Origin of the sequence: Kitasatospora cinereorecta (assembly GCF_024172095.1) — a bacterium.
In the GTDB taxonomy this organism is placed as follows: Bacteria; Actinomycetota; Actinomycetes; order Streptomycetales; family Streptomycetaceae; genus Kitasatospora; species Kitasatospora cinereorecta.
The window spans coordinates 1,049,587-1,070,079 of record NZ_JAMZDX010000003.1; the positions used below are offsets into that span (position 1 = coordinate 1,049,587).

General features: G+C 73.8%; 16 protein-coding genes and 3 tRNA genes. 12 read left to right on the forward strand and 7 right to left on the reverse strand.

Annotated elements, in window-relative coordinates:
* The first annotated feature begins 128 nt into the window (after positions 1 to 128).
* A complete protein-coding gene (locus FHR36_RS18170; RefSeq protein WP_253798469.1) occupies positions 129 to 902 on the forward strand; it encodes a sirohydrochlorin chelatase in 774 nt (257 codons plus the stop codon).
* Positions 903 to 967: 65 nt separating this feature from the next.
* Here the strand turns inward: FHR36_RS18170 and FHR36_RS18175 are convergent, their stop codons facing one another.
* Both FHR36_RS18175 and FHR36_RS18180 read right to left on the reverse strand, forming a co-directional pair.
* Positions 968 to 2,272 (reverse strand): MFS transporter, encoded by a 1,305-nt coding sequence (locus FHR36_RS18175; protein ID WP_253799407.1) that lies wholly within the window; start codon positions 2,270 to 2,272, stop codon positions 968 to 970.
* Positions 2,273 to 2,304: 32 nt separating this feature from the next.
* Positions 2,305 to 2,919, reverse strand: a complete 615-nt coding sequence (locus FHR36_RS18180; protein ID WP_253798472.1) for a winged helix-turn-helix domain-containing protein — start codon at positions 2,917 to 2,919, stop codon at positions 2,305 to 2,307.
* 109 nt (positions 2,920 to 3,028) lie between these two features.
* On the opposite strand from FHR36_RS18180, the gene FHR36_RS18185 reads away from it, so the two are divergent.
* From FHR36_RS18185 to FHR36_RS18200, 4 genes are all read left to right on the forward strand, one after another.
* Positions 3,029 to 3,373: a hypothetical protein gene (locus FHR36_RS18185; RefSeq protein ID WP_253798474.1), complete on the forward strand. Its 345-nt coding sequence runs from the start codon at positions 3,029 to 3,031 to the stop codon at positions 3,371 to 3,373.
* A gap of 48 nt (positions 3,374 to 3,421) precedes the next feature.
* Positions 3,422 to 4,780 carry a deoxyguanosinetriphosphate triphosphohydrolase gene (locus FHR36_RS18190; RefSeq protein ID WP_253798475.1) on the forward strand — a complete coding sequence of 453 codons (1,359 nt, stop codon included), beginning with the start codon at positions 3,422 to 3,424 and terminating at the stop codon, positions 4,778 to 4,780.
* Positions 4,781 to 4,790: 10 nt separating this feature from the next.
* Positions 4,791 to 6,704 carry a DNA primase gene (gene dnaG / locus FHR36_RS18195; protein ID WP_253798476.1) on the forward strand — a complete coding sequence of 638 codons (1,914 nt, stop codon included), beginning with the start codon at positions 4,791 to 4,793 and terminating at the stop codon, positions 6,702 to 6,704.
* 92 nt (positions 6,705 to 6,796) lie between these two features.
* Complete coding sequence (locus FHR36_RS18200; protein ID WP_253798477.1) at positions 6,797 to 8,005, forward strand: RNA polymerase sigma factor; 1,209 nt, start codon at positions 6,797 to 6,799, stop codon at positions 8,003 to 8,005.
* A 39-nt stretch (positions 8,006 to 8,044) separates the two neighbouring features.
* On the opposite strand, the gene FHR36_RS18205 is transcribed toward FHR36_RS18200, so the two are convergent.
* Together FHR36_RS18205 and FHR36_RS18210 are read right to left on the reverse strand one after the other, a co-directional pair.
* Positions 8,045 to 9,478: an FGGY family carbohydrate kinase gene (locus tag FHR36_RS18205; protein WP_253798478.1), complete on the reverse strand. Its 1,434-nt coding sequence runs from the start codon at positions 9,476 to 9,478 to the stop codon at positions 8,045 to 8,047.
* A 109-nt stretch (positions 9,479 to 9,587) separates the two neighbouring features.
* A complete protein-coding gene (locus FHR36_RS18210) occupies positions 9,588 to 9,881 on the reverse strand; it encodes a hypothetical protein (RefSeq protein WP_253798479.1) in 294 nt (97 codons plus the stop codon).
* Positions 9,882 to 10,210: 329 nt separating this feature from the next.
* Here FHR36_RS18210 and FHR36_RS18215 point away from each other — a divergent pair.
* Both FHR36_RS18215 and FHR36_RS18220 read left to right on the forward strand, forming a co-directional pair.
* Positions 10,211 to 10,283, forward strand: a tRNA-Asn gene (locus tag FHR36_RS18215).
* A gap of 5 nt (positions 10,284 to 10,288) precedes the next feature.
* Positions 10,289 to 10,361, forward strand: a tRNA-Asn gene (locus FHR36_RS18220).
* Positions 10,362 to 10,480: 119 nt separating this feature from the next.
* Here FHR36_RS18220 and FHR36_RS18225 read toward each other — a convergent pair.
* Positions 10,481 to 11,269, reverse strand: coding sequence for a trypsin-like serine peptidase (locus FHR36_RS18225; RefSeq protein WP_253798480.1), 789 nt, complete (start codon positions 11,267 to 11,269; stop codon positions 10,481 to 10,483).
* Positions 11,270 to 11,342: 73 nt separating this feature from the next.
* Complete coding sequence (locus FHR36_RS18230) at positions 11,343 to 12,215, reverse strand: trypsin-like serine peptidase (protein ID WP_253798482.1); 873 nt, start codon at positions 12,213 to 12,215, stop codon at positions 11,343 to 11,345.
* A 205-nt stretch (positions 12,216 to 12,420) separates the two neighbouring features.
* On the opposite strand from FHR36_RS18230, the gene FHR36_RS18235 reads away from it, so the two are divergent.
* The 5 genes from FHR36_RS18235 (at position 12,421) to FHR36_RS18255 (ending at position 19,732) form a co-directional block, all read left to right on the forward strand.
* A tRNA-Ile gene (locus FHR36_RS18235) sits at positions 12,421 to 12,494 on the forward strand.
* Positions 12,495 to 12,666: 172 nt separating this feature from the next.
* Positions 12,667 to 15,399: a PKD domain-containing protein gene (locus FHR36_RS18240; RefSeq protein WP_253798485.1), complete on the forward strand. Its 2,733-nt coding sequence runs from the start codon at positions 12,667 to 12,669 to the stop codon at positions 15,397 to 15,399.
* 80 nt (positions 15,400 to 15,479) lie between these two features.
* Positions 15,480 to 18,203, forward strand: a complete 2,724-nt coding sequence (locus FHR36_RS18245) for a right-handed parallel beta-helix repeat-containing protein (RefSeq protein ID WP_253798488.1) — start codon at positions 15,480 to 15,482, stop codon at positions 18,201 to 18,203.
* A gap of 165 nt (positions 18,204 to 18,368) precedes the next feature.
* On the forward strand, positions 18,369 to 18,887 hold the full coding sequence (locus tag FHR36_RS18250) for a SigE family RNA polymerase sigma factor (protein ID WP_253798489.1): 519 nt from the start codon (positions 18,369 to 18,371) through the stop codon (positions 18,885 to 18,887).
* Between the two features lie 32 nt (positions 18,888 to 18,919).
* Positions 18,920 to 19,732 carry a hypothetical protein gene (locus FHR36_RS18255; protein ID WP_253798491.1) on the forward strand — a complete coding sequence of 271 codons (813 nt, stop codon included), beginning with the start codon at positions 18,920 to 18,922 and terminating at the stop codon, positions 19,730 to 19,732.
* 41 nt (positions 19,733 to 19,773) lie between these two features.
* Here FHR36_RS18255 and FHR36_RS18260 read toward each other — a convergent pair whose 3' ends face one another.
* Entirely contained in the window at positions 19,774 to 20,451 is a 678-nt protein-coding gene (locus tag FHR36_RS18260; protein ID WP_253798494.1) for a TetR/AcrR family transcriptional regulator C-terminal domain-containing protein, read from the reverse strand.
* Between the last annotated feature and the right edge of the window lie 42 nt (positions 20,452 to 20,493).

Here is a 20,493-nt window from a genome sequence, read left to right on the forward strand (position 1 = left end):
CGGGGAACCGCGACGCCCACCCCGGGACGGGCTGCTCACCCCCCACCCACCCCACCCCGTGAGCCACGGGAAACCACCCGTGACGCCCGGGCAACCACCCCGAAACAGCCCCCCGCCACGCTGATCACATGACCGTGACCCCCCTCGACGCCCCGCCCCGAACGCCCCGCGAGGCCCGCGAGGCTCGCGCGGTCCACGAGGCCCGCCACCCGACGCTGGTGCTCGTCGCCCACGGCTCGCGCGACCCCGCCGCCGGGGCCGAGATCCGCCGCCTGCTCGCCGCCGTCCGCCGGGCCGCCCCCGAGCTGGACGTCCGCCTCGCCCACCTGGGCCTCAATGCCCCGCTGCTCCCCGACGTCCTGGACGCCCTCACCGGCCCCGCCGTCCTGGTCCCGCTGCTTCTCAGCCGCGGCTACCACGTCAAGGTGGACATCCCGGCCGCGCTCGCCGCCGCCCCCCACCTGGACGCGGTGCTCGCCCCGCCGCTCGGACCGGACCCGCTGCTCACCGAGGCCCTGTACGCCCGCCTCGCCGAAGCCGGGTGGTCCGGCCAGCCGGTGGTGCTCGCTGCCTCCGGCTCCCGGGACCCGCAGGCCGCCGCCGACACCGATGCCCAGGCCGTCCTGCTCGCCGCCCGCCTCGGCGTCCCCGTCCGCCCCGGCTACGTGGCCGCCGGTGGTCCAGGCGTCGCCGCCCAGGTCGCCGCCCTCGCCGCTGAGGGCCACCCCGAGGTCGCCGTGGCCGGCTACTTCACCGCACCGGGCGACTTCGCCCGCCTCGCGGCCGCCGCCGGCGCGGGTCTCGCGTCGTCGCCGCTCGGTGCCCACCCGCTGCTCGCCCGCCTGGTCCTCGACCGCTACCGGGCCCACGCCCGCCCCCGCGCCCTCCGCCGGGCCGCCTGACCCCGCCAGGCGGCCCGTCCGGTACCCCGCTGCCCCCCTGCGGCCGAGCCGCCGTCGGATCGCTGTCACACCGCTGTCACCGCGGCCGTACGAACGGGGGCCCCGGGCTCCCCGAGCGGTTCGGTCGGCAGGTCGCGTCGGCCGCGCAGCGGCGAGAACCAGAGGATCAGCGCCGCCAGCGGTACGCCCGCGCACAGCACCCACATCGCCGGCCGCACTCCCAGCCAGTCGCCCAGCAGCCCGCCGGCCAGCGCCCCGACCGGCACCGCGCCGAAGTTGAGCACCGCGCCGCTGGCCGACAGCCGCCCGAGCAGCTCCGGCGGGCAGTACCGCTGCTGGAAGGTCGACTTGATGACATTCCCGGCGACCACGCCGGCCGAGACCCCGAAGCCGCCGAGGACGTAGTACAGGAGCCCGGCGCCGCCGGAGGTCAGCGGGATGAGCACGGCGACGGCCGGCAGCGTCAGTTCGAAGCAGAGCATGGCCCGTGCGGTGCCCATCCGGGCGGCCACCCGGCGGGCCACCGCCGCGCCGGCGACCCCGCCGGTGGAGGCGACCGCGACCACCGCGCCGACCGCGCCCTCGGGCAGGCCGACCTCGCGGATCAGGAAGACCACCAGCAGGGTCTGGTAGCCGGTCAGCATCACGTTCGAGGCGGCGCCGAACAGGGTGAAGGTGCGGAACCAGGCGTTCCCGGCGACCAGGCGCAGCCCCTCGCCGATCTCGGTGCGCAGCGAGCGCCGCGGCCGGGCGGGGCGCTCGGGCTCGCGGTACCCGATCCGTCCGGTGCACCACAGGGAGAGGACGAAGGTGCAGGTGTTGGCGAGCAGGCCGTTGACCGGTCCGGTCAGCTGGGCGATCAGGCCGCCGGAGCCGAGGCCGACGATGCCGGCGGCGGAGGCGCTGCCGTGCAGCTTGGCGTTCCCCTCGGCCTGGTCGGCCGGGTCCAGCAGCCGTGGCAGGTAGGCGGTGTACGCGGTCTGGAAGAAGACGCCGGCCGTACCGGTGGCCAGGGCGACCGCCAGCAGCTGGGCCATGGTGAGGACGCCGGCGCGGGCGGCCAGCGGGACGGTGGCGAAGAGCAGCAGCGAGGCGGCGGTGGCGGTGAGCATGATCGGACGGCTGCGCAGCCGGTCCACCCACACGCCCGCGGGCAGGCCGACGAGCAGCCAGGGCAGCCAGCCGGCGGCGCCGAGCAGGCCGACCTGGACGGTGGAGGCGTGCAGGGCGGTGACGGCGATCAGGGGTAACGCCAGTCCGGTGACGGCGGAACCGAACTTGTTGGCGGTCTCGCCGGTCCACAGCAGCCGGAAGTCGCGGTGGCGGCGCAGCAGCGAGGCGGCGGGGGCGGTGCCGGTGCCGGTGCTCATGTCCGGTCGGGCGCTCATGCCGGGTCGGGTGCTCATGTCCGGTCGGGGTCCTTTCGGGGGAGGGCCTGGATCTGGACGACGACCGGACGGGCGGCCGGGTCGGGCTCGACGTCCGGGTCGGGGGTGTGGCGTTCCACGACGGCCGTCAGCTCCGCGTTGAGGGCGGTCAGCTGGGCGGGCGTCAGGCGCAGGTTGGTCCACGCGGTGGTGGTGCCGACGCCCCGCCACTCCTCGGGCCACTCGGCGGCCATCGAGTCGGCGACCCGCTGGAACTGGGTGCGCAGCAGCTCGCCGAGGTAGACCGAGAGCGCCTCCCGGGAGCCGGGGTCGCGGTCGAAGTCGGTGGTGCTGAGCACGTTGGCCGCGCCGGCCGCCCGCCACCAGCGCTCGCGCCGGGTGCCGCGGTCCGGCTCCTCGGTGATGAAGCCGTGTTCGGCGAGGTGGCGCAGGTGCCAGCTGATGGTGCCGGTCGACTCGCCGAGGCGGTCGGAGAGCCGGGCGGAGGTGGCGGGGCCGCGCTCGCGCAGCTCGTCCAGGATCCGCATCCGCAGCGGGTGGGCGAGGCCGCGCAGGCTCTTGGCGTCGATCCGGCGGCGGGGCTCGGGGCGGGGCTCGGGACGGGGTTCTTCGGGGCGGTGCTCGGTCATGGCCCCACCCTAGAGTGCAGAGGACTCTCTGCATAGGAATCTCTGCAGAGAACTCTCTGCATCATGGAAAATCCACCCGCCCGCGAAGCGTCCGTGGGAGAGTCGCCGCGTGACCCGACTGGCCGACGCCCTGCGCTTCCTCACCGAGCTGATCGCCTGGATCGCCACCCCCTGGGCGCTGGCCGCGCACTCCGTGCCGCTGGCCGTCCTCTCCGTCCTGGTGCTGATCGGCCTGCCCACCGTCTTCGCCACCCCGGGCGACAAGAAGCAGGTGATCGTCCCCGTCCCGGGCGTCGCCACCATCGGTCTGGTCCTGCTCCAGCTGGCCGCGGCCGTCCTGGCCGCCTGGGCCGTCTGGCCGGCCTGGGCCGCCCTCGCCACCACCGTGCTCGCCGCCGCCTGCCTGATCACCGAGCAGCCCCGCTGGCGCCGCCTGGCCGCCACCCGGAGTTAGCGCGGCGCACGGTGCAATGTCGGCCACCGGGCGTACGGTGAGTGACATATGAACGCCACCGGCCCGCACGCCACCACCCCGCACGCCACCACCCCGCACGCCACCACCCCGCACGCCACCGCCCCGTACGCCGCCTTCCCGTACGACCCGCAGGCCGAGGCCCGCTGGGTGCCCGAGCCGGACAAGCGGCCCGGCCGCACCGCGTTCCAGCGCGACCGCGCCCGGGTGCTGCACTCCGCCGCGCTGCGCCGGCTGGCCGGCACCACGCAGGTGGTCGCCCCGATGCGCAGCGACTTCCCGCGGACCCGGCTCACCCACTCCCTGGAGTGCGCCCAGGTCGGCCGCGAACTCGGCGCCGCGCTCGGCTGCGACCCGGACCTGGTGGAGACCGGCTGCCTGGCCCACGACATCGGCCACCCGCCGTTCGGCCACACCGGCGAGGAGGCCCTCGACCAGGCGGCCCAGGCGTGCGGCGGCTTCGAGGGCAACGCCCAGTCGCTGCGCATCCTGACCCGGCTGGAGCCCAAGCGCTTCGCCCCGCTGGACGAGGAGCCCGTCCGGCTCGCCCCCTGGCCGGGCCGCAGCGTCGGCCTCAACCTGAGCCGCGCCGCGCTGGACGCCGCCACCAAGTACCCGTGGGCGCGCGGCGAGCACCCCACCGACCCCGGCTCCACCAAGTACGGCGTGTACGGCGACGACCTGCCGGTCTTCCGCTGGCTGCGCACCGGCGCGCCGGACGGCCGCAAGTGCTTCGAGGCCACCGTCATGGACTGGTCGGACGACGTCGCCTACTCCACCCACGACGTCGAGGACGGCCTGCAGGCCGGCCACATCGACCCGGCCGCGCTGCGCTCCGCCGAGGAGCGCGCCGAACTCTTCAAGGTCGCCGAGCGGTACGCCCCCGACGCCTCCGCCGAGGAGTTCTCCCAGGCGCTCGACGGGCTCCAGGCCCAGGAGTGGTGGCCGCGCGGCTACGACGGCACGGCCCGGGCCCGGGCCGGCCTCAAGGACCTCACCAGCCAGCTGATCGGCCGGTTCTGCCTGGCCGCCGAGCAGGCCACCCGGGCCCGCTACGGCCCCGGCCGGCTCAGCCGGTACGCCGCCGAGCTGGTCGTCCCGCGCGGGGTCCGGCTGGAGTGCGCGGTGCTCAAGGCGGTCGCCGTCCGGTACGTGATGCAGCGCGACGAGCAGGCCCAGCTGCGCTCCCGCCAGCGGATCGTGATCGCCGAGCTGGCCGAGGTGCTGCTGCGCGACGCCCCGTACGGACTGGACCCGGTCTTCGCCGCGCTCTACGAGGAGGCGGAGGACGACCGGGCCGCGCTGCGCAGCGTGATCGACCAGATCGCCACCCTGACCGACGCCTCGGCGCTGGCGCTGCACGCCCGGCTCGTCGGCGGGGTCGCGTAGGATTCCCAAGGTGGCTGGTCGGATCCGGGATGAAGACGTGCAGGCGGTGCGCCAGGCGCTGCCCATCGACGCGGTGGTCGGCGACTACGTCCAGCTGGCGAACGGCGGCGGTGCGCAGCTGAAGGGCGTCTGCCCGTTCCACGACGAGAAGTCGGCCTCTTTCTACGTTCACCCGGGCAAGGGCGTCTACCACTGCTTCGGCTGCGGCGAGAGCGGCGACACGATCTCCTTCCTGATGAAGATCGAGCACTGCTCCTTCGCCGAGGCGGTCGAGCGGATGGCCGCCCAGGCCGGCATCACCCTGCGCTACGAGGAGGGCGGCTACAGCCCCCGCCACCAGCAGGGCGAGCGGACCCGGCTGGTCGAGGCGCACAAGGTGGCCGCCGCCTGGTTCCAGGAGCAGCTCGGCTCGCCGGAGGCGGAGATCGGCCGCCGCTTCCTGGCCGAGCGCGGCTTCGACGAGGCCGCGGCCGCGCACTTCGGCGTCGGCTACGCGCCGGTGGGCTGGGAGCACCTGGTCCGCTACCTGCGCGGCAAGGGCTTCAGCGACAAGGAGATCTCGGTCGGCGGCCTGGCCTCCCAGGGCCAGCGCGGCGGCCTGATCGACCGCTTCCGCGGCCGGCTGGTCTGGCCGATCCGGGACAGCGCCGGCGACGTGGTCGGCTTCGGTGCCCGCCGGCTGCGCGAGGACGACAACGGCCCCAAGTACCTCAACACCCCCGAGACGCCGATCTACAAGAAGTCCAACGTCCTCTACGGCATCGACCTGGCCCGCAAGGAGATCGCCAAGTCCGGCCGGGCGGTGGTGGTCGAGGGGTACACCGATGTGATGGCCTGCCACCTGGCCGGGGTCACCACGGCGGTGGCGACCTGCGGTACCGCCTTCGGCGAGGACCACATCAAGATCATCCGTCGGCTGCTGATGGACACCTCCACCTACCGTGGTGAGACGGTCTTCACCTTCGACGGCGACGCCGCCGGTCAGAAGGCCGCCCTGCGCGCCTTCGAGGACGACCAGAAGTTCGCCGCCCGCACCTCCATCGCGATCACCCCGGGCGGCATGGACCCGTGCGAGCTGCGCCTGGCCAAGGGCGACGACGCGGTCCGCGAGCTGATCGAGAACCCGGTCCCGCTGTTCGAGTTCGCCCTCCGCTCGGCGGTCGACCGGCACCGGGTGGACACCGCCGAGGGCCGCGCCGCCGCCCTGGAGGAGGCCGCCCAGATCATCGTCAAGATCAAGGACCGCTCGATCCAGCACGAGTACGCCGTCCAGCTGGCCGGCATGCTGGGCATCCTGGACGAGCAGTTCGTGGTCCGCCGGATCTCCCAACTGGCCCGCTGGCAGCGCGAGAACGAGAAGAACGGCGCCCAGCGCCCCGGCCTGCGGCGGCCCGAGACCGCCCCGGTCCCGGCCCAGCCCGCGGCCCGGCCCGCCTTCCGGCTCAACCCGCGCGACCCCGCCCAGTTCGTCGAGCGCGAGCTGCTGAAGCTCGCCCTCCAGCACCCCGAGCTGGTCAGCCCGGCCTTCGACCAGTACGGCGAGGACGAGTTCCCCACCCCGCCCTACCAGGCCGTCCGCCGGGCCATCGGCCGGGCCGGCGGCACCGCGTACGGCGCCGCCCTGCCCGACTTCACCGGCACCGTCCGCGAGGTCTGTCCGGACGATCAGGTCCGCGGTCTGGTCACCGAGTTGACGGTGGAGCCGATCCGCACCCGGCGCCGCGCGGACGAGATCTACGCCGGAGAGTTCCTGGTCAAGCTCCGTCTGCAGGCCGTCGACCGCCGCATCGAGGAGGCCCGGACCTACCTCCACCGGCTCGGCGCCCGGGCCACCGAGGAGCAGCGGGTCGCCGTCCAGGGCGAGCTGTACGCACTCCAGCAGTACAAGGAGATGCTCAAGAGCCGCGGGGCGGCCGCGCTGTAGCCTCCGGGCCCGATGTGGCGTAACCCACACGGGTGGGTATCCCAGTCGGTGTGGCGCGGCGGCCCCCAACGTCGCGCGCGGCCCCTGGAGGGATGCCCGTGGAGCTAGCCGCTGTACGCCAACCCCAGGCCGTCGGCGCCGAGGACGGCCCTGCCCGCGTGCCGGACCGACCGGTCGACGGCGTCGACCCGGCCACCGGCTTCGAGCCGGAACCGGACCTCGGCCCCGACCTCGATCCGGACCTCGATCCGGGTCCCGACCTCGCGTCAGGCCCCTTGCCCGACCTCGATGCTGACGCTGCCTCCGATCCCGCCGCCGACGCCGAGCCCGGGGTGCCCGCCGCGAGATCCGGGCCCCGCCGGTCCGGGGCGGCCCTGGACGAGGGCACCGGCCCCGCCGCCGACCTGCTGCGCCAGTACCTGCGGGAGATCGGCCGGGTCCGCCTGCTCACCGCCGCGGAGGAGGTCGAACTCGCCCGCCAGATCGAAGCCGGACTGTTCGCCGAGGCCGCCCTCGACCACGCCGACGAACTCGGCGGGCGCCTCACCGACGACCTCGACCACCTGGTGGTCCTCGGCCGGATCGCCAAACGGCGGCTGATCGAGGCCAACCTCCGCCTGGTGGTCTCGGTGGCCAAGCGCTATGTCGGCCGCGGCCTGACCCTGCTCGACCTGATCCAGGAGGGCAACCTCGGCCTGATCCGCGCCGTCGAGAAGTTCGACTACACCCGCGGCTACAAGTTCTCCACCTACGCCACCTGGTGGATCCGGCAGGCGATGAGCCGGGCGCTGGCCGACCAGGCCCGCACCATCCGGGTCCCGGTCCACGTGGTCGAGCTGATCAACCGGGTTCTGCGGGTGCAGCGCTCGCTGCTCCAGGAACGCGGGTACGAGCCGACCGCCGCCGAGGTCGGCGAGGTGCTCCAGCTACTGCCGGAGCGGGTCCGGGAGATCCTCCGGCTGGCCCAGGAGCCGGTGTCGCTGCACACCCCGGTCGGCGAGGAGGAGGACGTGGCGCTCGGCGACCTGATCGAGGACGCCGACGCCGCCTCACCGGCCGAGACCGCCGCCTTCCTGCTGCTGCGCGAACACCTGGACGCCGTGCTGGCCACCCTGGGCGAGCGGGAGCGGCAGGTGGTCCAGCTGCGCTACGGGCTCGACGACGGCCGTCCGCGCACCCTGGAGGAGATCGGGCACCTCTTCGGCGTCACCCGGGAGCGGATCCGCCAGATCGAGGCCAAGACGCTGGCCAAGCTGCGCGGACACGCCTTCGCCGACCAGCTGCGCGGCTACCTGGACTGAGCGGCCGCCGCGATCCGCGCGGGGCTGCCGCGGCCGGCGTCAGCCCTTGGTCTCCGGGTGCATCTGCTCGCGGACCGCGGCGAACTGCTGGCGCACCGCGTTGCCCACCGCCAGGTCGTGCTCCTGGTCCGGCGCCAGCACCGTGGTGTCGGGCAGCTCCCAGCGCGGCGGCTCGGGGGTGCCCGCCAGCGACCAGGCGGCCTGCCGGGCGGCGCCGCGGGCCGCGTGGTCGCCGGCCGGCGGGATCACCACCGGCTTGCCGAACAGCAGCGGCGCGATCTCCCGGACGGCCGGCAGCCGGCCCGCCGCGCCGAGCAGGAACACCCGCTCCACCGCGACCCCGTGCGAGCGCAGCACGTCGAGCGCGTCGGCGACGTTGCAGAGCATCCCCTCGACGGCGGCCCGGGCCAGGTGCTGCGGGGCCATCGACTCGGCCCGCATACCGGTCAGGGTGCCCGCCGCGTGCGGCAGCTTCGGGGTCCGCTCGCCGTCCAGGTACGGCAGCAGCACCATGCCGTACGAGCCCGGCGAGGACTGCAGGGCGAGCGTGCTCAGGCCCTCCAGGTCGGTGCCCAGCATCGCGGCGGTGGAGCGCAGCACCTGCGCCGCGTTCAGGGTGGCCACCATCGGCAGGTGGCGGCCGGTCGCGTCGGCGAAGGAGGAGACCAGGCCGGTCGGGTCGACCACCGCGCGGTCGTGCACCGCGAAGATCGTCCCGTTGCCGCCGATCGACACCACCGCGTCGCCCACGTTCAGGCCGAGGCCCAGCGAGGCGGCCATGTTCTCGCCGGTGCCGGCCGAGATCAGCAGGCCCTCGGGGGTGTGCCCGGCCGGCTCGGCGGGGCCCAGCACGTCCGGCACCCGCAGCTCGTGGCCGACCGCCAGTTTGATCAGGTCCTGCCGGTACTCGCCGGTCACCGGAGACCAGTAGCCGGTGCCGGAGGCGTCGCCGCGGTCGGTGGTGCGCCGCTTGGGGCTGCCCAGCAGTTGCGAGACCAGCCAGTCGTGGGGGAGCAGCACCTCGGCGATCCGCTTGGCCGAGGCCGGCTCGAACTCGGCCAGCCAGCGCAGCTTGGCGATGGTGTACGTCGGGCCGGGGACGGCGCCGATCGCCTCCACCCACGGCTGCGGCCCGCCGAGCGCGTCCAGCAGGGCGGCGGCCGCGCCGGCCGAGCGCGGGTCGTTCCACAGCAGCGCGGGGCGGACCAGCACCCCGCCCGCGTCCAGGCCGATCAGTCCGTGCTGCTGAGCGGACACGCCGATGGCCGTGACGCCCTCCAGCAGACCCCCGGTGGCGGCGTCGCCGAGCGAGTGCAGCCAGATCTGCGGGTCGATCTCGGTGGTCCTCGCGTCCTCGCCCTCGGGCAGCGGATGGGGCGCCCGGCCCTGCCGCAGAACGGCGCCGGTCTCGGCGTCGCACGCGACGATCCGGGTGCGAGTGGTGGAGCTGTCGATGCCCGCGACGATGGCCATGGCGAGATCATGCCTCAGCCGGTGGCGGCCATGGGCCCGGCCGCCGCAAGTGTTGCCCAGTCGGTACTGGAACCAACCCGGCCGGACCCAGGGTCGCCGCCGCTCGGCCTCACGGGCGCAGCGTGCCCCAGTCGTCGTTCTCGGCCGCCCGGTGGGTGAAGTACGGGACCCGGTCGGTCACCGCGTTCGGCAGCCGGTCGCCGACCCTGTCGGCCACCGCCCCGGCCGCCCGCCCGGCGACCGCGCCGGCCTGCTGCCGGGCCTTGCCGGCGGCGTCCTGGACCTTCGGGTTCTCCTTGAGCTGCCGGGCCGCGGCGGCGATCTGCTCGTACCGCTGCCGGCCGGCCCGGGCGCCCAGGACGTAGCCGATCCCGACGCCCACGATCAACGTCACCTTCCACATGCTCGGGTTCCACCCTTCCTAGCGCCTGCGCGCGCTCCTCGTGGCGTCGCGCGACTCCGTGCCGACTTGCCCTACCCGCCCCGCCGGGCCGTGAACCGCCCCGCGGGTGGCGGGCCGGGGCCGGGCGGCGCCCGGCCGGGTCGCCGTGCACCAGCATCCTCGCAGCGCCGCCCCGGCGCGCGCGGGGCGCGCCGAGCGGAGGCCACCGCGGGTGACCGCGCGAAAGCGATTGGCGGACCACCCCCCTGAGTGCGCTAATGTATGTCCCGCAGCGAGCGCCGAGCGGTCGGGGAAGCCCCCGGGAGCGAGGCGGTCGGGCGGATGATCAATCCTCCATAGCTCAATTGGCAGAGCAGCCGACTGTTAATCGGCAGGTTATTGGTTCGAGTCCAATTGGAGGAGCTCAATCCCCCATAGCTCAATTGGCAGAGCAGCCGACTGTTAATCGGCAGGTTATTGGTTCGAGTCCAATTGGGGGAGCTTCACCGGAACGTGCGGTGAGCTGCATAGAGCGAAGGCCCTTCGGCGCGACCGAGGGGCCTTCGTGTTTTCCGCCCCGGTTTTCCGCCCCGGATCCTTTCCCGATTCCTCTCCCAGGGTCACGACGTGGCCTCGCGGTAAACGGCGGCGACGCGGTCGTCGAAGGTGATGCTGTACGAGGTGTCGGGCGTCAGACCGCCCTCCTCGTGGCCGCCGATGACGCCGACCAGCCGGTCGCCGCCGGTGACCCAGGGGCTGCCGCTGGTGCCGTCGGTGTAGCCCGCGCAGTCGAAGCGCTCCTGGGTGGGGCTGAGCGAGGTGGTGCGGGCCAGGCAGGAGACCGGTTCGGCGCTCTCGTTCGGGTAGCCGGTCACGGTCACCTCGAGTCCGAAGCCGAGCCCGGTCGCGAGCCGGTTGGCGCCCACCGCGTCCTCGATCCGCCGCCCGCCGACCTCGCCGACGGTGAGGAACGCCACGTCGTAGTCCGGGTCCTCATCGTCCGCCCACCGCGGGTCCACGACGACCGAGGTGACCGGCCAACTCCCGTACGGTGCCTGCCGGTCGCGGTAGCCGGGGGCGAACACCAGGCCGTCCTCCGTCCCGCGCTCCGCGGTGTGCACGCAGTGCGCCGCGGTGACCAGCAGGTTGTGCCCCGGGCTGGCGACCACGCTGGCGGTGCACATCCGGGGCCCGTCCAGCCGCCCCTTGAACAGCGCGCCGACCCGCTTGCCCGCCGCGTCCGCGGGTGCGGGGCCGGCGGTCGGCCGGGCGGCCTGCTCCGGGTGCCCGCCGGTCACCGCGCAGCCTGCGGTCAGCACGACGGTCGCGACGGCCACCACGACGGCCGGGGCGGGCGCGGAGCGCCACTGGCGGGGGAGGGCGGCGGGGCGGCGCCGGGGCCGGGCCATGGAGTGGTCTCGCTTCCGTATCCACAGGTGCCGCCGCTGTGGCGGACGGGCAGCACGATACCGGGACGGGCCGTCAGGACCCTGTGGTGGCCTGCTGGTAGAGCGCCTGCACCTGGTCGCCGAAATAGCTGGAGTAGGACGTATCGGGGGTGTCCCCGCCCTCCTGGTAGCCACCGATCACCCCGACCACCGTGCCGGTGTGCGTCGCCGGGTCCAGGTCGGTGACCCAGGGGCTGCCGCTGGTGCCGCCGGTGTAGTCGGGGCAGTCGATCCGCAACTGGGTGGGGCTCTGCTCGGTCGTGTTGTTGGCGCAGGTGATCGGGGCGTCCCCGCTGCTCGGGTAGCCGGTCACCTTGACCGGCAGCTGGTAGCCGCGGTCGGTGCCCAGCTTGTTGGCGCCGAGCACCTGCTGCACCTGCTGCCCGTTGAGCGGCTGGACGGTGGCGAAGGCCACGTCCATGTCCTGGTTGCCGCTGCTCTCCCAGCTCGGATCGACGGTGACCGTCCCGAGCTGCCACACCCCGTTGGGGGTGTCGCCGTCGCGGTAGCCCGGCACGAAGACCAGGTCGCCGCGGGTCCGGGCGCCCGCGCCCGGGTCGGCCAGGCAGTGCGCGGCGGTGACGATCAGGTTCCGTCCCGGGCTGTCCACCACGCTCGCGGTGCAGAAGTGGTCGCCGTCCGCGCCGGACGTGAACACCGCGCCGACCAGGCTGTTCAGCGGGGTCGCCTTCGCGGTGCGGGTGGTGCCGCCGTGCCGGGCCACCGCGGCCTTCAGCCGGTCCTTGGTCCATCCGTGCGCGGACGCCCCGCCGGAGGTGCCGTTCCCGGTGGTACTCGCGCCGGACGCCCCGCCCGGGGTGCTCCCGGACGTCCCGCCCGACGAACCGCACCCCGCCACCGAGCCCGCCAGCGCCACCGCCAGGACCGCGTACCCGACCCGCCTCACACCGCCACCGCCCTCGCCCGGACCGACTCGATCAAGCTTCGCCGGGCCGGTCGGGCGCCGCCACCGGGGCAGCCGGGGGGCGTACCCGGATGCGCCCCCGGCGCGCACCGGGGCTGATCGACCGGCTATGCTGCCGGAGGCGGCCCTGAGGGGCCGTCTGCTGCTGCCGGGGCCGACTCGTCGACCCGGCGGATGCCGAGTCCGGGGGGCGGTAGCTCAGCCGGTTAGAGCAGGGGACTCATAATCCCTTGGTCGTGGGTTCGAGTCCCACCCGCCCCACCTCGGCCGATCCCCACGCGTAGGCTAGCGCCACCCCGTGCCGGAAGCGCGCAGCGCCACGGCGGAGTCCCCGGGGAATCCTCCGAGCGGCCCGCCGGGAACCCGCTCGACGAAGGCGCGTTCGTGTGCCAATCTGTGCCGCGACACGCCGTACCGGGGGGAACAACACACCATGCGCCTGCGCCAGTCCGCCGCGCTCATTGCAGCTGCAGCCACCTCTGTGCTGGGCTTGCCGGTCGCGGCTCATGCGGCTGCTGCCGGGGGCACGCTGTACGTCGACAACTCCTCCGCCTCGTGCGCGGACGCCGGCGGTGGCGCGGCGGACCGGCCCTACTGCACGATCTCCGCCGCCGCGGCGGCGGTGCAGCCGGGGCAGACCGTCCTGGTGAAGGACGGCGGGGCGCACTACCGGGAGTCGGTACGGGTCACCCGGTCGGGGACGCGGGAGCTGCCGATCACCTTCCTCGGACTGACGGCGCCGACGGGCGGCAAGTCGGCGGTGGCGCCCGACGCGGAGGTCAGTGCCTTCGAGCTGACGGGTGTGCACGACGTGGTGGTGCGGAACTTCGCCACCGCCCGGTACGCACCGCCCGGCACTGCGCCGCTCGTGAGCGTCACCGATTCGTCGCGGATCACGCTGGACCGGTTCTGGTTCGGCACGGGCGCGCCCGGGGTGCCCGCCGTGCGGATCTCGGGCGCCGGTGACCACGTGACGGTCGGACGGAGCTACTTCTCGACCGGCTCCGGCGGAGTGAGCGTGGCGGCCGGGGCCCGGTCCTCGCTGATCACCGGCAACGACTTCAACCACGCCGCGACCGCCTCGGTCACCGCCACCGACGCGCCGGACACCGCGATCACGTACAACACCATCGGCTTCTCGTGCGGCGAGAGCGTGCGGATCGACGGGGCCTCGCCGGGCGCCGTCGTGGAGAACAACGTGATCACCGCGCAGCACGCGGGCGCCATCCACCCCCCGGGGAGCGGGCCGGCCGACGCGGTGTGCACCACGGCGGCCAACGGGCGCGGGGAGACGGAGATCTCGGTCTCCGCGGGGTCCACCTCCGGGTCGAAGGTGGACTTCAACACGGTGCACCCGTGGCCGGACGCCTCGGCCTACACCTGGGGCGGCGCCTCGTACCCGACCGCCGCCGCCTTCGCCGCCGCGCAGCCCGGCCAGGCCACGCACGACGTCGACCTCGACGCCACCTTCGACCTCACCCTCGACAGCTTCTCGTACGAGCGGCTGACGGACGCCGACCGCTCGGCCGTCGACTCGGCTGACCCGGCAGCGCCGGGGCTGGACACCGACCTGGTGGGGATGGGTCCGCTGGACGACCCCGACGTCCCGAACACCGCGCCCGGCGGGGCGCTTCGGGACCGCGGCGCCTACGAACTGACCGGCCAGCGCAAGGTCACCCTGGCGGTGACCGGCAATCGCGCCTCGCAAGGTCCCGCGCCGTTCGAAGTGACCGCCACTGCCACGGTGGTCAACACGTGGGGCACTCCCCAGACCGACTACACCTTCGACTTCGGTGACGGCACCGCCCCGGTGCACTCAACTTCACCGACCGTCGGCCACGTCTACCAGCAGCCGGGGATGTACTACGCGACGGTGACAGCGACCGACGCACACGGGGTCCAAGTCTCCGCCGAGTCGCAGGGGACGTACGTCACGGAGCCCGGTGACCTCACCCTCAGCTTCGGGGTCCAGACGGACCTGGACCTGAACGCGACCGTCATCGCCGATGCCCGCTCGCCGTGGCGCATCTACTCGTACGAGTACGACTACGGCGACGGCAACGCCCGCACCTCGGCCTTCACCCACCACTACGCGGCCCCGGGGTCGTACACCGTCACCGTCACGGCCACCGACGAGGGTGGACGGACCGTGAGCAGCTCGCGGCAGGTCGAGATGAAGCTGCGCGACCCGCTGACCGAGCTGCAGCCCGGCGAGCGGGTCCAGCTGGTCTCCTCGGTCGGGCCGCAGGTGGTCGACGCGGGTGCCAACTACACCAGCCGGTACTGGTCGAAGCCCCGGAGCCTGCCGCTGAACCAGGCGGTCGGCGTCAACGACTGGGTGAAGTCGGTTGCCACGGCTGTCGGCTCCGACCAGATCCAGCGGACGTTCACACTGATCAACGGACGGATCTTCGGCCTGGACCGGAATGTCGGGCCGAGCACCGGCTCGGTCGGGCAGGGCGAACTGACGTGGCCTTACTGGTACGAGGTGACCGCTGCGACGCAGGCCGGTCCGCTGTCCGGGGTGACCCGGATCGCCGTCGCCACCATAGGGTCCAGCACCCACGTCGTGGCACTCGCCGGCGGCCGGGTGTACGAGGCGTCCGGCAGCCCGTCCCACGGCTGGTCCCGGTGGGGCGACATCACGGCGGCGGTCGGCTTCCCGGGCGGGGTCACCGCCATCGCGGCCGGCACCACCGGCAACACGCTGCACGTGGCGATGGAGGGCGCCGACTGGCACATCCGGGTGGCCGACGGGGACTACGACCGCGGCCGCTGGAGCGGCGCCGACATGAGCGCCGCGTACGGTGGCCCGCTCGGCGCCGACCAACTGGCCGCCGCGACCACTCCCGGCTCGCGCTTCCACGTGGTGGCGCTGAGGGGCGGTCGGATCTACGAGATCACCGGCGACTACGCGGCCGGTTACTGGACCGGGTGGGGCGACATCTCCGCCGCGACCGGCCGGGCCGACTTCAGCCGGATCGCTGCCGGCGCCACCGGGAACAGCCTTCGGCTGTTCGCCATCGCGAGCAACGGCAACGTCCTGAACGCCACCGGCGACTACACCGCGGGGCGCTGGTCGGACTTCGCGGCGGTGAACGTGCTCAACGCCACCCCCGCCACCGGTCCGGGCATCGCCGACGAGATCGGTGCCGTCGGCTTCTGAGCACACGAATCCTGCTTCGATCCATGAGTCCGGGCGCCGGAGCGCGCCCGAACCTGATTCCACCCCTTGGGAGAACACCAGTGCGCCTGCGCCAGTCGGCCGTCCTCGTGGTTGCGGCCGCGACCGGCCTCGTGACCGTTCCCGCCGTCTCGGCAGCGGGCGCGGCGCCGACCGAGCTCTATGTCAATGGCGGGGTAGACGCCTGCTCGGACGGCGGCAGCGGCACCGCCGCCCAGCCGTTCTGCACGGTCTCGGCCGCCGCTGCGGTCGTCCAGCCCGGACAGACCGTACATGTCGCGGGGGGTCTGGCCACGTATCGCGAGGCGGTGCACCTCACCCGCTCCGGTACGGCGGAGCAGCCGATCACCTTCGTCGGCAGCACCGCCCCTCTGGGCGACTTCAGGCAGGCGGCGCAGCTCTACCCGGCGGAGGGCAGCGACTTCACGCTGGACGGCGTCCACGACGTGGTGATCCGCGGGTTCGAGCTGGACGCCCCGGGCAACAACCCCGGTATCCCGGCCGTCACGGTGAAGAACAGCCAGCGGGTCTCCGTGGACGGCAACGACTTCCCCGACAACGGCGGGGTCACGGTCAGTGGCAGCGGCGACCGGGTGACGGTCAGTCGGAACACGTTCCGCGGCTCGGGCGGGGTCGCGCTCGGCGCAGGCACCCAGCACGCGCTGGTCACCGCCAACGTGTTCGACGGCACCAGGTCCACCGCCGTCGCGGCCGTGGACGCCCCGAACACGGCGGTCACCAACAACACCATCGCGTCCTCCTGCGGGGAGAGCGTGAAGATCGACGGCACCTCGCCCAACGCGGTGATCGAGAACAACCTGATCACCGCCGGGTTCGCCCCGGCGTCCGGCGACCCGTGCGCCACGCCGGGCCCGGCCCGCGGCGAGACCGAGATCTCGGTGTCCGCGGCGTCCACCGCCGGCACCACGGTGGACTACAACTCGGTCCACCCGTGGTCCGACGCCAACGCCTACACCTGGGGCGGGACGTCCTACCCGACCGTCGCCGCGTTCCGGGCCACCGGGCAGGGCGCGCACGACATCGACACCGACTTCACCTGCGCCAACGGGAACTGCGGCACCGACGCCCGGTACGCCCGGTCGCCGCTGAACTACCCGGCGCTGGCGGACTCCGCCGACCCCGCCGCGCCCGGCGTGGGCACCGACCTGCGCGGCTACACCTACGCCGACAACCCGAACGCGGCCGACACCCTGGGCGGCGTCCGCGACCGGGGCGCCTACGAGGCCACCGGCCTGGGGAGCGTCACCCTGGCGGTGACCACCACGGACGCCCCCGGCCTCAAGGGCAGCACCCCGTTCACGGTGACCGCCACCGCCACCGTGCAGAGCGCCTGGCCGCTCCAGCAGCTCGACTACGCGTTCGACTTCGGCGACGGCGCCGCCCCGGTGCACTCCACCTCGCCGACGGTCAGCCACACCTACCAGAGCGCCGGCACCTTCTACCCCGGCGTCGTCGTCACCGACCGGCACGGAGCCAAGGTCGGTGCGAGCGCCGACCAGGTCCGGGTCGCCACCACCCAGCTCGCGGCCGACCCCGTGGTGACCCTCGACGACACGCTGTACGCGACGATCCAGCCGAACGCCAGCACCCCCTGGTCGTTCACCTCCGAGGAGATCGACTTCGGCGACGGCACCGCCAAGCAGTCCCAGACCTACCCCCTGGGCGTCTACTACCACCAGTACATGGTGTCCGGGGACTACCAGCTGACCGTCACCGACCGCGACGACAGCGGCAAGGTCCTGGTCACCAAGCGCACCGTGCACGCGGTGAGCGCCCGGGACACGGCAGCCCTGCAGCCGGGGAAGCGGGTGCAGTTGCTCACCAGGACCGGCAAGGACTGGCTGGGCGACGCCGGGGCGAACTACGACAAGGGCGTGTGGGGCCGGTTCATGCCGGTGCCCGGCGCCGGGTTCTCCGCCAAGAACGTCACCGCGATGGCCTCGGCGACCACCGCGGACCAGTACCTGCGGGCCTTCGCGCTGGTCGACGGCAGGATCTACAGCGCCGACCGCAACCTGGGCCCGGCGGCCGGCGGGGTGACGCAGGGCCAGTGGCTGCCCTGGAGCGAGGTGACCGGTGCGAACGGCGCGGGCAGCCTGAGCGGCATCACCCAGATCGCGGCCGCCTCCACCGGCAACCGGATCCACGTGCTGGCCGTCGCGAACGGCCGGGTGTACGAGGCGTCCGGCGACCGGGCGGCCGGCACCTGGTCGACCTGGGGCGACATCACCGGTGCGCTCGGCTTCCCGGCCAACAATGTCAGCGTCTCCGCCGCGTTCATCGGCAACGTGCTGCACGTCGCGATGCTCGGCTCGGACGGGCACATCCGGATCGGCGACGGCGACTACAACCGCGGCCGGTGGAGCGGCGGCGACATGACCGCCGTGATCGGCTACGCCTGGCCGACCCAGTACGTCAAGCCGACCCAGGTCGGGGTGGCGGCCACGCCGGACGGCAAGCTGCACGTCTTCGCCGTGGTGTGGGATCGGCTGATGGAGGCGGGCGGCGACTACGTCGCCGGGCGCTGGAGCAACTGGGCCGACGTCAGCGCCGCCACCGGCCTGAACTCGTACGGTGTCCGGCAGGTCGCGGTCGCCGGGAACGGGAGCACCCTGCGGGTGTTCACCCTGGACGCCAACGGCAACATCCTCGAGACGGACGCCGACTACGCCGCCGGGCGCTGGTCGAGGGTCGCTGCGGTGAGCGACCCGGGGGCGGCCGGCGGCGGCTCCGTGAACTCCCTGATCTCGGCCGCCGGCCTCTGACCGGCGCCCGAAGGCCCCCCGCGCAGCCGCGCCGGGGGCCTTCGGCGTCTCCGGCCGGGACGGCCGTACCGGAGTGACGCTCGACACGGAGTAACTTTCGGCACCCCGTGACGCGTGTAGTACCAGCGAGACCCTGATCCGTCGCGCAGCCCGGGAGAGACGAAGATGACCGATGAACTCGACTTCGACGAGTTCGCGGCCACCAGGGCCAAGCGGCTCTTCCAGGCGGCGTACCTGATGTGCGGTGACTGGCACCAGGCCCAGGACCTCGTGCAGACCACGCTGTCGAAGCTGTACCCGGTCTGGGGGCGGCTCAGACGCAAGAACGAGATCAACGGGCTGGACGCGTACGCCCGCAAGGTCCTGCTGCGCACCTACCTGGACCACCGGCGGCTGCGGCGCTCCAGCGAGATCGCCGTCGCGGAGGTGACCGACCACCCGGCGCCCGGCGCCGAGGAGAGCCGGCGCCTGGAGACGCGGATGACCCTGCTCGAGGCGCTGCGCCAACTGCCGCCGCGCAGCCGGGCGGTGGTGGTGATGCGCTACCTCGACGACTGCAGCGTGGAGGCCGTCGCCGAGGCGGTCGGGATCAGCCAGGCGTCCGTCAAGACCATCAGCTTCCGCGGACTGGCCAAGCTCCGCGAGATCCTCGGCCCGGAGCGGACGCTCCTCCTCCAGGACTGACTCCGCCCACCGATCCGATGAGGGAACCCCAGATGAACCACGACTTCGATCTCAGCGCCCTGCTGGAGGAGAGCGTCCAGGGTCTCACCGTCCCGGTGGCCGTGATCGTCGCCGAGAGCAACCGGCTGGGCCGCCGCCGACGCCTGCAGCGCCGCCTGCGGCTCGGCGCGACCGCCGCCGTGCTCGCGGGGGCGGCGGTGGCCGGGACGGTGCTCGGCGTGCCGTACCTCCGGAACGCGGCGACTCCGGCGTCGCCGGCGGCGGCCCCGCCGAGCGCGTCGTCCAGCCCGGTGCAGATCGAGCTGCCGACCGCGCGGCTGACGCCCGAGGCGATGCTCAAGCTGCTCGGTGACGAGCTGCCCACCAGCACGAGGTTCGAGCGGTTCGAGCGGACGAGCCGGGAGGCCGACGCCGACCACACGGTCGGGGTCAAGGTCTGGTACGACGACGGCTACGGCCCGCAGACCATGGTCGTCGTCATGGAGCGCGGGAGCGGGCGGGCGGGGGGCTGTCCGGCGGTGCTCAAGTGGCCGTACACGGTCTGCACGGACCGCATGCTCGACGACGGGAGTGAGGAGAGCGTCGAGACGGGGGAGACTCCGCAGACCGTCACCACCGTCTCGATCCGCCGTCCGAGCGGGGACTTCCTGGCGATCTCCAACTACAACGGGGTGATGCGGTCGGTCGGGCTGGACCACGACCGGAACGTGCCGCCGCTGGACACCAACGTCCTCCGGGCGATCGCCGAGGCCCCGGGTTGGCAGTTGGAGGTCACGCAGTCCCTGGTCGACGCCGGCGCGAAGATCGCCCAGTCGGTGCCGGAGGGGAACGTCATCGTCGACTGAACCGGGCCGGTCAGCGGGCGGGTCAGCGGCGGTCGGCGCGCTCAGCGGCGGTCGGGCGGGAGGAGGGCGGCCAGGCCGTCGAGGATGCGCTGGAGGCCGAACTCGAAGCGGGCCTCCATGTCGGGGTCGGTGAGGTCGTCGGCGAGCGCGACCAGGTTGGGGTAGGTGTCCCGGGGGAGGGCGCGGAACCGGTCGGCGACGGCGTCGACCACCTCGCGGCGGCTGCTGCCGGCGGCCTCGGCGGCGGCGATCGGGGACTGCTCCTGGAGGACGAAGCCCTGGACGTACGCGGCCAGCAGATAGGCCGCCATCGCGGCGTCGGCGTCGGAGAAGCCGGCCTCGCGCAGGCGGTCGAGCTGGTCCTCCATCAGGGCGATCAGGTGGGGTCCCGGGGCGAGTCGGCCGGCGACGACCTTGGCGGCGTCCCGCTTGTCGAGCAGCAGCCGCCGGTGGAGCAGGCAGTACTCGCGGAACTGGGTGCGCCAGTGGCCGGTCCGGGGCGGTGCCACGGCGTCGGCCATCAGCGCGTCGTTGAGCAGGTCGAGCAGCTCTTCCTTGTTGCGGACGTGCCAGTAGAGGGAGGCGGCCTTCACGCCGACCTCGGCGGCGACCTTGCGCATGGACAGGCCGGCGAGGCCGTCCCGTTCCAGCACCCGCAGGGCCGCCTGGGCCAGGGCTTCCCTGGTCAGGCCGGGTGACGCGGCGCCATCGGCGGTCATGGGCGGTGGACTCCTCGGGGTGCGGGGCCGGCCGGCTCCGGC

Excerpts from the sequence above, each read along its gene's own strand:
- FHR36_RS18170 (WP_253798469.1), top strand. The coding sequence starts at position 129 with ATGACCGTGACCCCCCTCGACGCCCCGCCCCGAACGCCCCGCGAGGCC.
- FHR36_RS18175 (WP_253799407.1), bottom strand. The coding sequence starts at position 2,272 with ATGAGCACCGGCACCGGCACCGCCCCCGCCGCCTCGCTGCTGCGCCGC.
- FHR36_RS18180 (WP_253798472.1), bottom strand. The coding sequence starts at position 2,919 with ATGACCGAGCACCGCCCCGAAGAACCCCGTCCCGAGCCCCGCCCCGAG.
- FHR36_RS18190 (WP_253798475.1), top strand. The coding sequence starts at position 3,422 with ATGAACGCCACCGGCCCGCACGCCACCACCCCGCACGCCACCACCCCG.
- FHR36_RS18200 (WP_253798477.1), top strand. The coding sequence starts at position 6,797 with ATGCCCGTGGAGCTAGCCGCTGTACGCCAACCCCAGGCCGTCGGCGCC.
- FHR36_RS18205 (WP_253798478.1), bottom strand. The coding sequence starts at position 9,478 with ATGGCCATCGTCGCGGGCATCGACAGCTCCACCACTCGCACCCGGATC.
- FHR36_RS18210 (WP_253798479.1), bottom strand. The coding sequence starts at position 9,881 with ATGTGGAAGGTGACGTTGATCGTGGGCGTCGGGATCGGCTACGTCCTG.
- FHR36_RS18225 (WP_253798480.1), bottom strand. The coding sequence starts at position 11,269 with ATGGCCCGGCCCCGGCGCCGCCCCGCCGCCCTCCCCCGCCAGTGGCGC.
- FHR36_RS18240 (WP_253798485.1), top strand. The coding sequence starts at position 12,667 with ATGCGCCTGCGCCAGTCCGCCGCGCTCATTGCAGCTGCAGCCACCTCT.
- FHR36_RS18250 (WP_253798489.1), top strand. The coding sequence starts at position 18,369 with ATGACCGATGAACTCGACTTCGACGAGTTCGCGGCCACCAGGGCCAAG.
- FHR36_RS18255 (WP_253798491.1), top strand. The coding sequence starts at position 18,920 with ATGAACCACGACTTCGATCTCAGCGCCCTGCTGGAGGAGAGCGTCCAG.
- FHR36_RS18260 (WP_253798494.1), bottom strand. The coding sequence starts at position 20,451 with ATGACCGCCGATGGCGCCGCGTCACCCGGCCTGACCAGGGAAGCCCTG.